Here is a 13,074-nt window from a genome sequence, read left to right as displayed (position 1 = left end):
TCGACTACATTTCGACTGCGCTCAATGTAAACGCTCAGAATCAGTTCGGCTATATAATTTTGCTTCACAAAATTAAAGACTCACTGATTTAGCCGCAATGGAAAAAGCGATCGACTAATTCTAAGATTTTCTCTTCATCATTATCTATTTCCACACGTAAATTTTCATCTTTAAATGCTCTTAGATTAGCAATAATACCATCAACTGTTCGCTTATCAAAAACATTATATTTCATAAAAATGTCTTTTTGAGATTCGAGTGCTTTTGCTGAGTCCCAACAAGAAACAGGTAAGTTGTCTAAACTATCTGCTTTTTCTTTATACTTTGCTTCAAAAATATTTACATCGACATAAGTTTTATCGGCATACTCCAAAGCATTTTCCATTTCTAATCCGTGACGAGCAGCAACCGTTAATCCTGCTATTAAAAGATATATATCTGCCGAACCATCAGGACAACGAAACTCTACCGTTTGCTTACTGCTAAAGTCGGTTGTATTTGTTTCTTCTAACGGATTAGCATTTTTCAGCATATCTTTTTGTCCGCTCCACCCAAGAGGAACACGAACTAAAACAGAACGATTACGATCGCCCCAACAAATATTTGTAGGAGCTTCCTGATGAGGTACTAACCTAAAATATGATGTTGGATTAGTATTTCCAAAAGCAGTTAAAGATTTTGCTAAGGACAAATATCCGGCAATAGCTTTTTTTGCTGTAGCACTAATTTTTCCGTTTTCTATCATTTGATTTACACCGTTTTTCATCAGGCGAGTATGAATATGCAATCCGCTTCCGGCTTTACCAACGGTAATTTTAGGAGCAAAAGTTACAGTTACTCCATAACGATGAGCCAAAGTACGTAATGCCCATTTTGCAATTATTAATTGATCGGCAGCATCTTCGAGTTTAGATGGTTTAAATTCTATTTCATTTTGTTCGTATTCTAAATTACCAACGGTAAAATTTCCTACTTCAGAATGACCGTATTTTATGTTTCCTCCAATTGAAGATATTGCCAACATAGCTTCACGACGCAATTGTTCCCATTTGGTAAAAGGAGTGCTTTCGTGATAACCTTTTTGATTATCGGTTACAAAATAAGGCTCCTTTTCACTAATTACATAATATTCCAATTCGCCCATGACTTCAAAATCTAAAGCTGTTTTTTCTTTAAGCGAACGATGTGCTTTTTGTAAAATATATTCCGGAGATCCGTCAAAAGGCTCACCCTCTTTATTATAAAAAGAACAAAGAATATCAAGCGTTTGTATATCTGTAAATGGATTTAAAAAAGCCGTTCTAAAACGAGGAATTACATACAAATCGCTATTCCCCGCTTCAATATAAGGAAATAAGCTACTGCCATCAACACGCTCCCCGGAAGAAAGAACTTCAACTAATTGATCGTAATCACTAACCACAAAATTAAGTGTTTTTAATCTCCCATCGCCACCAACATATCTAAAATTCAGCATCTCTATTTGCTGATCTTTAATGTATTCAATAATGTCTTTACGAGTAAACTCTTGTCGTGATTTTTTAAAGAACCTAACTAAAGGATCCGGACTAAGTAAAAAGTCAGTAGCCATAATATTCTATTAATTTCAATTATTAATACTCAAACAAAAGTCGTGAAATCTATTCATTTAAAATAGAAAAATCTTTTTTTTCATAGCAATTAGTTTTTGACGTATATTTACGTCAAAAAAAATACAATGGCACAATCAAAAATAGAATTATTTAATATCGAGCTTGTAAAAAGCGCACATTATTTTAAGGCTTTGGCTCATCCCGCACGTTTACAAATATTACAATTTTTAGCAGAATCCAACTCCTGTATTACAGCTGATATTTCAAGCGAATTACCATTAAGCAGAACAACTGTTAATCAACATATTAAAGAATTAAAAGAAGCCGGTCTTATACAAGGGTACAATAATGAGATAAAAACCAAATATTGTTTAAACTCTGAAAATATTACCGAGTTAAAATTAATTCTTCAACTGTTTCTTGATAATTTGAGTATTCAAGATTATAAATGTAAATAATATGAAAATTTTAATCCTATGTACGGGCAATAGCTGTAGAAGTCAAATGGCACAGGGGTTTTTGGTGTCTTATAACAAAAACTTAAAGGTTTATTCTGCCGGAACAGAAGCTTCCGGCAAATTAAATCCTAAGGCGGTACAAGCAATGAAGGAAATAGGAATCGATATTAGTCATCACACCTCTGATTCGGTAGAAAAATATTTAAACGATAAGTGGGATTATGTAATTACGGTTTGTGGGGGTGCTAACGAAGTTTGCCCTAATTTTATCGGAAAAGTAAAATACCGATTACATATTGGTTTTGACGATCCGTCAGATGCAATAGGGACTGATGAATTTATTTGGAGTGAATACATACGTGTTCGGAATGAAATAAACGAGCATTTTTATAAGTTCTACCTAAAAGAAATTAAACCTCAAATTTGATTGTATGATGGAAAAGAAGAAACAAATTGGTTTTTTTGAAAAATACCTCAGCCTTTGGGTTGCTCTTTGTATAGCAACAGGTATTTTTATAGGGAATTTTTCAGGTCAAAGTATAGAAATTCTTAGTGATATTGAAGTGTTCAATGTTAATATTCCGGTGGCTATTTTGGTTTGGTTAATGATTTATCCAATGATGCTTCAGATTGATTTTTCAAGTCTTAAAAATATTGGTAAAAAACCCAAAGGATTGTTCCTGACTTTAATTGTCAATTGGTTAATCAAACCTTTTACTATGGCTTTCTTTGCATGGTTATTTTTCACTAAAATATACGCCGCTATCATTAGTCCTGAATTGGCCGGAGAATATATTGCTGGCGCCATACTTTTAGGTGCGGCTCCCTGCACGGCTATGGTCTTTGTGTGGAGTTATTTAACCGATGGCGATCCTAATTTTACTTTAGTGCAAGTATCGGTTAACGATTTATTTATTCTGGTAGCTTTTATCCCAATTGTTAGTCTTTTACTAGGGATTACCGATGTTCAAATTCCTTATGATACCTTGGTTGCTAGCGTTTTAATTTTTGTAGCTGTTCCTCTAGTTGCAGGTTATATTACAACAAAAAGTTTAGTAAGCAAAAAAGGGAAAGAATGGTTTGAAAATAAATTTTTACCAAAATTTAAACCGGTATCTATTTTCTCCTTACTCCTTACTTTGATCTTGCTTTTCTCTTTTCAAGGAAATACAATTACCAATAAACCCTTAATTATTTTGCTTATTGCTATTCCTTTAATTATTCAAACGTATTTCATCTTTTTTCTTACCTGGTTTACAGGTCGGAAATTGAAACTTCCGCATGCCATTAACTCTCCTGCAGCTATGATAGGGGCAAGTAATTTTTTTGAACTTTCCGTGGCTGTAGCTATCGCTTTATTTGGTTTACAATCACCCGCAGCTCTTGTCGCTGTAGTTGGCGTTTTGGTTGAGGTTCCTCTAATGTTATCTCTTGTTGCTTTGGCAAATAAATGGAAATATTAAAGATAAGAAAAAGGGGGTTAAAAAGTGCTAAGTCAAAAATAAATCGTATATTTGCGATTAGAAATGAATAGAAACACAGAACAAATTAATTACGAAGAAACGACGGAGGAATTGGCGCGCTTCGCAAAGGCGCTCGGCCATCCACTGCGTATTTCAATTTTAAAGTTATTGGAACATCAGGCATGCTGCTTTACTGGCGATTTGGTTGAGCTGTTTCCTGTAGCTCAATCCACTATTTCGCAACATTTAAAAGAACTGAAAGGTGCAGGATTAATTCAGGGCGAATTAACCCCACCCAAAATAAAGTATTGTATCAATCAGGAAAATTGGAAAAAAGCACAATTATTATTTGATGAGTTATTTCGTTAACTATTTTTTTACATATGTAAATCGTCTATTTGCGATAAACAATTAAACGTATGAATATTATTATTGGAATTATTATTTTATTTGCCTCCTTTTTATTTGCAATGCTAGGTCTTGGAGGTGGTATGGTTTATGTTCCTGCCTTAAACTGGGCGGGTTTCGATTTTATTACTGTCGCTCTCCCCCTTGGACTTTTATTGAATGGATTAAACACTTCTTTTGCGCTTATCCAATTTGGAATGAAGAAGCTGGTTGACTGGAAAGGAGGAATCTTTATGGCCGTTTCGGCTTTAATTGCTTCACCATTTGGCGCTTATTCATCGCAATATGTAGAAGTGTCAAATCTAAAAATGGCTTTTGCCATTTTGGTTTTATTTGCTGCTATTCGTATGCTTTTACAGGTGAACAAAAAAGAGCCCGAGGAAAAATCATCGCTTAAAAAGCGTATTATTATCGGTATTTTAGTTGGATTATCTGTTGGGTTTATTGGTGGAATGTTGGGAATAGGAGGTGGATTTATTTTTGCTCCCGTTTTAATGGCCTTAGGTTATAAAACAAAAGAAGCCGCAGCAACAACAGCTTTCGTGGTAACTTTCTCATCGTTTTCTGGCTATTTGGGTCATATGACACAAGGCGAAATGAATTGGCCCTTAACGCTGATTTTAGTTGGAGCTGTAATTATTGGTTCTCAATTTGGTGCTCGTTTTATGAGCAATAAAGCTAAACCTAAAATGGTCAAGAAAATTTACGCCATCGTTCTGATAGCGATTGCTGTTAAGTTAAGCTGGGAAGCCATCAGCACATTTATTGCCTAATTAAAACTTATGAAGAAATTAAGCGTACTCTTATTTTTATTATTTACAATTTCTGCTTTTTCACAAGAGAATCTGGCTAAATTAGAATGGAATGGTTATACTCAATTGCGTGCTTCCAGTAATTTCATAGATAATAACAGTTTTTCTTTACGCCGATTAAAGCTTTGGATGAAATCAAGTCCGGAGTTTTCTGAGCATTGGTCTTATAAGGTTCAGGCAACTATTTCGAGCATAGCTCAAGAAAAATTCTTTTTGCAGGACGTAAAAATAGCCTACACTTTGGGTTTGTTTTCTGTTGATTTTGGTCAGTTTGTTCCGGAATATAGTTTGCAACGGTTTCAGTCAGATTATTCTCTATCTACTATTGAGCGAGCCAAGGCTATAGACGCTTTAATTCCTAGCGGAATGTTGGGCGTTAGAGATATCGGAATTCAAGCAAATTTACATTCCAAAAACAAACGTATTCAAACACATTTTGGAATTTTTAATGGCTATGGAGTTAAGGAATATCGCTTTCAAAATCAGGGTTATATGTTAAGCCATAAAACAATCCTGAATATTCCTTTGAATCAAAACAAGTTTCAGATTGGTTATTCTTTACAATATCGATATGCCCAAAATCTAGAAATCCCAAAAGTATTACCAGATTCGTTTTTATACACTGGAAACGACTTTCGATCGAATATTTTTGTGCACTTCCAAGCGCGGTTTTTTGAGCTTCAAGCAGAATATTTAAATGCCAATTTTGAAGGAGAAAAAGCCGAAGGATTTTATTTTCTATCTACACTTAATGTGAATAAAAACCAATTTGTTTTCTCTTACGAAAAGTATACTGATTTAATTGAGGAAACTACGGACAAGCCTTATTATCGACTAGCGTATAATTACCTAATAAATAAGAATAAAATAAAACTCTATTTCGATAATTTCTTTCAAATAAATGAAGGGGAAATAGAAAATTATATAGCTTCAATTCAAATGCAAGTATTTTTTAAATAATAATTATGGGACATGAACATCATCACCACGAAGTTAATGGTAAAAATTTAGGTTGGTCAATAGCGCTTAATGTTCTAATAACATTAGCCGAAGCAATTGGTGGAATTATTTCGGGTAGTATGGCTTTAGTTAGCGATGCGACACATAATTTTAGTGATGTATTATCATTAATTATTAGTTATATAGCCAATAAACTAACAAAAAGAGAAGCAACAAATAGTCACACTTATGGTTTTAAACGTTCTGAGATAATTGCTGCTTTTATCAATTCGTCAACATTGATTGTGCTTGCCATTTTTATTCTTTTTGAAGGCGTTCAGCGATTTTTTTATCCTACTAAAATAGCTGCCGATTGGGTAATTTGGTTAGCAATAGCAAGTATTGCCGTTAACGGATTAAGTGTCTTATTTATCCGTAAGGATGCTAAAAATAATATGAATATTAAATCGGCTTATCTGCATCTTTTTAGTGATATGCTTACTTCTATTGCGGTTTTGATTGGGGGTTTAGTAATGAAATATTTGCAATGGTATTGGATTGATGCTGTTTTTTCAATAGGTATAGCGGCTTATTTACTCTATTTATCACTTACTATTTTTAAATCATCACTTCGGATTATTATGCAATTTACCCCAGAGAATATTGATGTTGACGTAGTTGTAAAAGCAATAGAAAATTTAAAGGAGGTGAAAAACGTACATCATGTTCATATTTGGCAAATTAATGAACACGATATTATGTTTGAAGCGCATATTGATGTTTTGGAAAATATAAATATCAGCGATTTTGAAAAAACCCTGATTAAGATAAAAGCGGCTTTACTTCCATTTAATATTCAACACACGACTATCCAACCGGAATTTTCGGTTTCAGATAATAAACAAATTATAAATAAATAATAATAAGTCTTATGATTAATCCTCAAGAATGGCTCGAATTCGGGCAAACATTTCACGGACATAAATGTCCAGCAATGCCAAATGGCTTAAGAGTTGGAGCAGCGGCATTAAATAAGCTAGGTGTAGAACGCACGGGCGATAGTAATATTCACGCTATTTTGGAACTAGGCGATAACCATTGTGCTACTTGTTTTGCCGATGGTGTACAGGTTATTACAGGCTGTACTTTTGGAAAAGGAAATATCGAAAAAAGCCACAAAGGCAAATGGGGCTTAACTCTTATCGATAAAAAAACAAATCGTGCTGTACGGGTTACTCCAAGAGCTGAAGCGATGTTGGCCAGTAAAAAAACGGAATTCTTTACCAATTACAGAATGGTAGGCGTAGCACCAACAAAAGTGCCTGACGAAGTTGTTGAGCCTTTAGTAAAAATGGTTATGGGAGCTCCCGAAGAAAAAATAATGATTGTTTCTGATGTTTTTACTTATGAATGGCCTAAAGAAACGCATTCATTTGACGGTTTTGTTTGCGAAGAATGTGGCGAAATGGTTGTTGAACAATACGGTCGTGTTAAAAGCGGAAAAATGGTTTGCATAGATTGTGCGGCAAAATAATTAAAAGTAAAGAGGGAGATAAAGTTACTTTATCTCCCTCTTTACAAAAAATCAAGCGTAAATTAATTTAACGAGCTCAAGTAACTACCTGTGTAAAGGTTAAACTTTAAATGATAAATTTGTCTTCTTGACAATTATAATTATTAAAATGAAGAAAGTTATCATTGCAATTCATGGCTTGAGAAATAAACCTCCTAAAAATTTATTAGAAAATTGGGCTAAAGCATCCATTAAAGAAGGCTTAAAAAATAACGGGAAAAATATTGAATTACCTTTGCTTGAACTTGTATACTGGGCTGATATACTTTACGACAAACCGTTATCTCCTAATGAAAAAGATAAAAACAGTCCTTATTTTTTAGATGAGGTTTACACTCCTGAAAATAAGAAATCTGTAAATGGAAATTTTTATGTGCGTTTACAATTAGTTAAATTACTGAAGCATTTTATTTATAAAATATTTCTTAAAAAGAATTATAAGCTGAGGTATCCTTTCTTAGCTAAGAATTTTATTCACAATAATTTTAGAGATTTAGAGGTATATTTTACCGAAGACTGTGAAAATAACCTTAGTCCTGATTGTGAATTAAAAAGGCGCATCAATCAAAGATTAATCGATCTTTTAAAGAAACATCATAATGATCAAATTTTTTTAATCGCTCATTCTATGGGGACAATAATTGCTTTTGATGTGTTAAGCTTTATTGCTAAAGAAACTAAAATTAACACTTTCGTCACCATGGGTTCGCCTTTAGGTGCTCCTTTTGTAATTAGCAAAATAGCGCACTCTTCTAAATTAGTTAATCAGGGACATATCAAGCTTCAAACTCCCGAAGCGGTATATCGAAAATGGTATAATTTTGCAGCAATAAAAGATAATATTACTCTTGATAAAAAATTAGCCGATGATTTTAAACCAAATAGCCGAGGTGTTCGTGTTGTTGATACTTTAATCCATAATACTTATCAAATGAATGGTGTTTCCAATCCGCATAAATCATTTGGTTACTTACGCTCTCCTGAGCTTATCGATGCTCTAATAGATTTTATAGAAAGTTGATTTTTTATAACCAGTCAGTGTATTTAAATTTCTAAACGGATTGATTATTAGATAATTATTGTTTTACCGCTAGGATCGCAAAGGGAACACGAAGGTTGCTATTGTGATTTACAATATATTGCGTCCATTGCGTTCCGATAGTTATCGGAATCTTAGTGTTCATTGCAGTTAAATACAATACCTTATTTTACAAGTATTTATTATATTGATTTTTACAATTTTTTAATACGCTGAGAACTTTACAAATAAACCGGTCTGTTTTCTGAAATTTATTCTATATCCACGGAGCGAATTTTGTTACCTTTACCTGATTTTAACGTCAACCATAAAAACCAATTTTATGATTTATCTGAAGCTATTAAGAGAAAGTTTAATATTTGCCTTTAATGAGCTGGTAGTAAACAAGGTAAGAACATTTCTATCACTATTAGGTATAACTATTGGTATTTTTTCGGTGATTGCTGTCTTCACTATTTTTGATTCAATGGAAATTTATCTTCGCGACAGTATCAATTCTTTAGGAAGCAATGTATTATTTGTTCAAAAATGGCCTTGGATGCAAGAAAATCTGGAGTGGTGGAAAATTATGAACCGCGACGAACCTAATCTCGATGATTTAAATACCATAAATAAAAAGAGTGAATTAATGGAAGCGGCTTCATTTATGGCAGGAACCAACAAAACCCTTAAGAACGGAAATAATATTATGGAAAATATTAGCGTTCAAGGAGTTTCTTACGACTATCCAAAAATTATGAACTTAGAGATTTCCAACGGTCGTTTTTTTACTGAGTTAGAAGCAAATAACGGAAGAGGTGTTGCGCTTATTGGTTCCGAAGTAGCTGAAAATTTGTTTCCTAATACAGATCCTATTGGCAAGAACATAAAAATTGGCGGCTATAAAACATATGTCATTGGAGTTATCAAAAAAAAAGGCGACGATGCTTTTGGCAACTCACCGGATAAAACGCTTATTCTCCCCATTAATTATATGCGAAATTTTGTAAATCTACGTCGCTCGGGAGGTGGTACTATTGCCGTTTTAGCCAAACCCAATATTACTAACGGACAACTTCGCGATGAGTTAACCGGAATCTTACGGTCATATCACCGATTAAAACCCGGTGAAGAGAATGATTTTGCCATTAACGAAACTAGTGTTATCAGTAAAGGTTTTGATGCTTTCTTTGGTATTATCGGTACAATTGGATGGGTTATAGGTGGATTTTCTTTATTAGTCGGAGGCTTTGGTATTGCTAACATTATGTTTGTTTCCGTAAAAGAAAGAGTCAATATTATCGGTATTCAAAAATCTCTTGGAGCAAAGAATTATTTTATCTTATTTCAGTTTTTATTTGAAGCTGTCTTCCTCGCACTTATCGGAGGAATATTTGGTCTTTTAATTGTGTTTGCTGTAGTATTAGTTATTAATGCCTCCACCGATTTTAGTATGGTACTTACAATGGGAAATGTAATATTAGGAATTACGGTTTCGTCTTTAATTGGTTTAGTAAGTGGTTTTATACCTGCTTATCAAGCTTCTAAACTCGATCCTGTTGAAGCTATGCGCTCATTAAGTTAAGGCTTTTATAACTAATCTATTTATAAAAATACTCAAACGATTTTTGTAGTTTTACCAAACAATTTAGTTGTTTAAATTATGGCTGACGATAAGAAAATTATATTTTCAATGGTGGGCGTCTCTAAGAAGTACGGTCCAAGCAAACAGGTTTTAAAAAATATTTACCTCTCGTTTTATTATGGTGCTAAAATTGGCATTATCGGATTAAACGGTTCGGGAAAATCTTCCTTACTAAATATTATTGCCGGAAAAGAGAAGCCAACGGAAGGTGATGTTGTTTTTTCGCCGGGTTTTAATGTTGGTATGTTGGATCAAGAGCCTTACCTCGATCCGGAAAAAACAGTGAAACAAGTAGTTGAAGAAGGTGTTGCCGAAACGGTTTCTCTACTTAAAGAATATGAAGAAGTAAATAATCGTTTTGCAGAGCCTATGTCTGATGATGAAATGACGAAGCTCATCGATCGGCAAGGAGAATTAACAGATTTACTGGATCAACACGATGCTTGGGAACTAGACAATAAATTAGAGCGAGCTATGGACGCTTTACGTTGTCCTCCGTCAGAAGCCAGCGTTAAAAATTTAAGCGGTGGAGAAAAAAGACGGGTTGCCTTATGTCGCCTTCTGCTTTCGGAGCCGGAGATTCTTTTGCTTGATGAACCCACAAACCATTTAGATGCTGAATCTATACAATGGCTCGAAATGCATTTGCAACAATATAAAGGAACAGTAATTGCCGTTACCCACGATAGATATTTCTTAGATAATGTTGCGGGCTGGATATTGGAATTAGATCGTGGTGAGGGTATTCCTTGGAAAGGAAATTACTCTTCTTGGTTAGAGCAAAAAACAAACCGTCTTTCTATGGAAGAAAAAACCGCCAGTAAAAGACGCAAAACATTAGAGCGAGAATTAGAATGGGTTAAAATGGCACCAAAAGCCAGACATGCAAAGTCAAAAGCTCGCTTAAAAGCTTATGACAGCTTAATGAATCAAGATGAAAAGCAACAAGAAGAAAAATTAGAAATATATATACCTAACGGACCTCGTTTAGGAAATCAAGTTATTGAAGCAAAAGGTGTTTCAAAAGCATTTGGCGACAAATTACTTTTTGAGAATCTTGAGTTTCATCTTCCTCCAAATGGTATTGTTGGTATTATTGGACCTAATGGAGCCGGAAAAACGACTTTGTTTCGTTTAATAATGGGGATTGATAATGTAGATAAAGGAGAATTTAATGTAGGACCAACAGTTAAAATAGCCTATGTAGATCAGGATCATCAAGATATTGATTTGGAAAAATCTGTTTGGGAAGTAATATCCGAAGGTAACGAGAATATTCAATTAGGAAATAGATCGATGAACAGCCGAGCATATGTTTCGCGTTTTAATTTTAGCGGAACCGATCAGAGTAAAAAAGCCGGCGTTTTATCCGGAGGAGAGCGGAATAGAATGCATATGGCACTTACTTTAAAACAAGAAGCTAATGTGCTATTATTAGATGAGCCAACTAATGATATTGATGTTAATACGCTAAGAGCTCTTGAAGAAGGACTGGAAAATTTTGCAGGTTGTGCGGTTATTATTTCTCACGACAGATGGTTTTTAGACAGAGTAGCAACTCATATTTTAGCTTTTGAAGGCAATTCGCAGGTATATTGGTTTGAAGGAAGCTATTCGGAATACGAAGAAAATAAGAAAAAACGATTAGGCGATAAAGGACCGGAACGTATTCGCTATAAGAAATTAAAAAGCGATTAAAACCCTTCTATTTCCCATGTTTATTTAATTCCGGTAATTTTTCATTTGTTTATCCTGAACATTTAAAAATATACCATCTTTAATAAAAACTAAGTCTAAATTGCTTTGCTGCTCCGACGAACAAGACAATCACTCAACAATAAGGAAGAGGTAGAAAAAGCGAATATTCATATTTATATCTTTATTTAAAAATGGTTTTTTCAAACTTACAAAAAAGTACGCTATCTTTGCAGCTACAATTTTACACCAAAACAGGAAAATATTTATGGGCAGATCACAAGAAACATTCAATAAGAAAGAAGTAAGAAACAAAAAAGAGAAAAAAAGAAAAGAAAAAGCTGCAAAAAGATTAGCTCGCAAAGAGGGTGAGAAAAAAAGCAGTTTAGAAGATATGATGGCTTATGTTGACGAGAACGGAATGATAACATCTACGCCTCCCGATCCTACCATAAAGAAAAAAGTAATTAAGGCCGAGAATATCGAAATTGGTATTCCTAAACGCGATGCAGCAACAGAAATGGATGTAGTTAGAAAAGGTGTTGTAACCTTTTTCAACGATTCTAAAGGCTTTGGTTTTATTAAAGATTCTGAAACTCATGAGAGTGTTTTTGTTCACGTAAATAATTTACTTGAAGAAATTAAAGAAAATAATATTGTTAGCTTTGAAGTAGAAATGGGTCAAAAAGGACCTATAGCCGTAAAAGTGAAACTTTTTAAATAAAGTCTGATTTTTTTCATCAAACAAGAAATTACAACCGATATTTTACGAGTTTAATTCTCGCCTAATTATTGTTGTTTTATCCCCCTACCCTAAAAGTATTTAATCTCCACTATAAAATATCTTCAAATCAATTATGCGTATAATATTGCTGTGTCAAATATTAAAAACAATGGAAAATAAAGACGGTAGAATAAGAAAAAATATTGAAGTGGGTTGCGAAGTAGAAGTGGTTCAAAAACATCATCAAAGAAGTGGTGAATTAACAGAAGGTATTGTGAAAAGAATCCTTACCAAATCTCCAAATCATCATCACGGTATAAAAGTAATGCTCGAAACCGGTGAAGTAGGTCGCGTTAAAAATATTCTCATTTAGTTCTACTTTCTGTAGGATTTACAATAAGTTATTGACATATTAGGTTTTGCATTTCTTGCATTCAAATTAGATTCGTTTGTCTTAAAATAAGCATTCTGTTTACATATTGTATTTACGGGTTTTTTTATATTTGCCGCTTATTTTTCACAAAAGATATTATCAAATCAATAAAAAAATTCATTTACACAAAAAATTAATTTTATGAAAAAATTATTTATTACCCTCTTATTCGCACTAAGTTTTGTAACTGTAAATGCACAAGATTGGTACACACCAGAAGCATATTCTGAACAAATCCTTGGCTATGTAATTACACAAGATGGCGAAAGAATTGAATCTAAAATGTTTATTCACAACCCTTGGGCTATTGCCAG

General features: G+C 33.6%; 14 protein-coding genes. 13 read left to right on the top strand and 1 reads right to left on the bottom strand.

The genetic code is table 11. The annotated features are described in order from the left end of the window. Positions 1-88 precede the first annotated feature (88 nt). Complete coding sequence (locus J7K39_09205; protein ID MCD6180066.1) at positions 89-1,591, bottom strand: glutamine synthetase; 1,503 nt, start codon at positions 1,589-1,591, stop codon at positions 89-91. Positions 1,592-1,717: 126 nt separating this feature from the next. On the opposite strand from J7K39_09205, the gene J7K39_09200 reads away from it, so the two are divergent. The 13 genes from J7K39_09200 (at position 1,718) to J7K39_09140 (ending at position 12,700) form a co-directional block, all read left to right on the top strand. Beyond that, entirely contained in the window at positions 1,718-2,050 is a 333-nt protein-coding gene (locus J7K39_09200; GenBank protein MCD6180065.1) for a winged helix-turn-helix transcriptional regulator, read from the top strand. Between the two features lies 1 nt (position 2,051). Next, positions 2,052-2,477 (top strand): arsenate reductase ArsC, encoded by a 426-nt coding sequence (locus J7K39_09195; GenBank protein MCD6180064.1) that lies wholly within the window; start codon positions 2,052-2,054, stop codon positions 2,475-2,477. Between the two features lie 7 nt (positions 2,478-2,484). Continuing rightward, complete coding sequence (arsB, locus tag J7K39_09190) at positions 2,485-3,513, top strand: ACR3 family arsenite efflux transporter (protein ID MCD6180063.1); 1,029 nt, start codon at positions 2,485-2,487, stop codon at positions 3,511-3,513. Positions 3,514-3,576: 63 nt separating this feature from the next. After that, positions 3,577-3,882, top strand: a complete 306-nt coding sequence (locus J7K39_09185) for a winged helix-turn-helix transcriptional regulator (GenBank protein ID MCD6180062.1) — start codon at positions 3,577-3,579, stop codon at positions 3,880-3,882. 50 nt (positions 3,883-3,932) lie between these two features. After that, positions 3,933-4,694, top strand: a complete 762-nt coding sequence (locus J7K39_09180; protein MCD6180061.1) for a sulfite exporter TauE/SafE family protein — start codon at positions 3,933-3,935, stop codon at positions 4,692-4,694. Between the two features lie 9 nt (positions 4,695-4,703). Next, positions 4,704-5,693, top strand: a complete 990-nt coding sequence (locus J7K39_09175; GenBank protein MCD6180060.1) for a hypothetical protein — start codon at positions 4,704-4,706, stop codon at positions 5,691-5,693. Between the two features lie 5 nt (positions 5,694-5,698). Continuing rightward, positions 5,699-6,592, top strand: coding sequence for a cation transporter (locus J7K39_09170; protein ID MCD6180059.1), 894 nt, complete (start codon positions 5,699-5,701; stop codon positions 6,590-6,592). Between the two features lie 11 nt (positions 6,593-6,603). Further along, positions 6,604-7,206, top strand: coding sequence for a TraR/DksA C4-type zinc finger protein (locus tag J7K39_09165; GenBank protein ID MCD6180058.1), 603 nt, complete (start codon positions 6,604-6,606; stop codon positions 7,204-7,206). Between the two features lie 148 nt (positions 7,207-7,354). Further along, entirely contained in the window at positions 7,355-8,266 is a 912-nt protein-coding gene (locus J7K39_09160; GenBank protein MCD6180057.1) for a hypothetical protein, read from the top strand. Positions 8,267-8,606: 340 nt separating this feature from the next. Further along, positions 8,607-9,848, top strand: a complete 1,242-nt coding sequence (locus J7K39_09155) for an ABC transporter permease (protein ID MCD6180056.1) — start codon at positions 8,607-8,609, stop codon at positions 9,846-9,848. Positions 9,849-9,926: 78 nt separating this feature from the next. Next, complete coding sequence (gene ettA, locus J7K39_09150; GenBank protein ID MCD6180055.1) at positions 9,927-11,606, top strand: energy-dependent translational throttle protein EttA; 1,680 nt, start codon at positions 9,927-9,929, stop codon at positions 11,604-11,606. A 265-nt stretch (positions 11,607-11,871) separates the two neighbouring features. Then, the gene (locus J7K39_09145) at positions 11,872-12,327 is read left to right on the top strand and encodes a cold shock domain-containing protein (GenBank protein MCD6180054.1); all 456 of its coding nucleotides are present in this window, start codon (positions 11,872-11,874) and stop codon (positions 12,325-12,327) included. A 169-nt stretch (positions 12,328-12,496) separates the two neighbouring features. Continuing rightward, positions 12,497-12,700, top strand: a complete 204-nt coding sequence (locus J7K39_09140) for a YwbE family protein (GenBank protein MCD6180053.1) — start codon at positions 12,497-12,499, stop codon at positions 12,698-12,700. Positions 12,701-13,074: the final 374 nt, after the last annotated feature.

It is taken from the genome of Bacteroidales bacterium, from assembly GCA_021157585.1.
Classification (GTDB): Bacteria; Bacteroidota; Bacteroidia; order Bacteroidales; family UBA12170; genus UBA12170.
The sequence above is the reverse complement of the archived record's forward strand: the minus strand, read 5'-3'. Positions and strand labels throughout refer to the sequence as shown.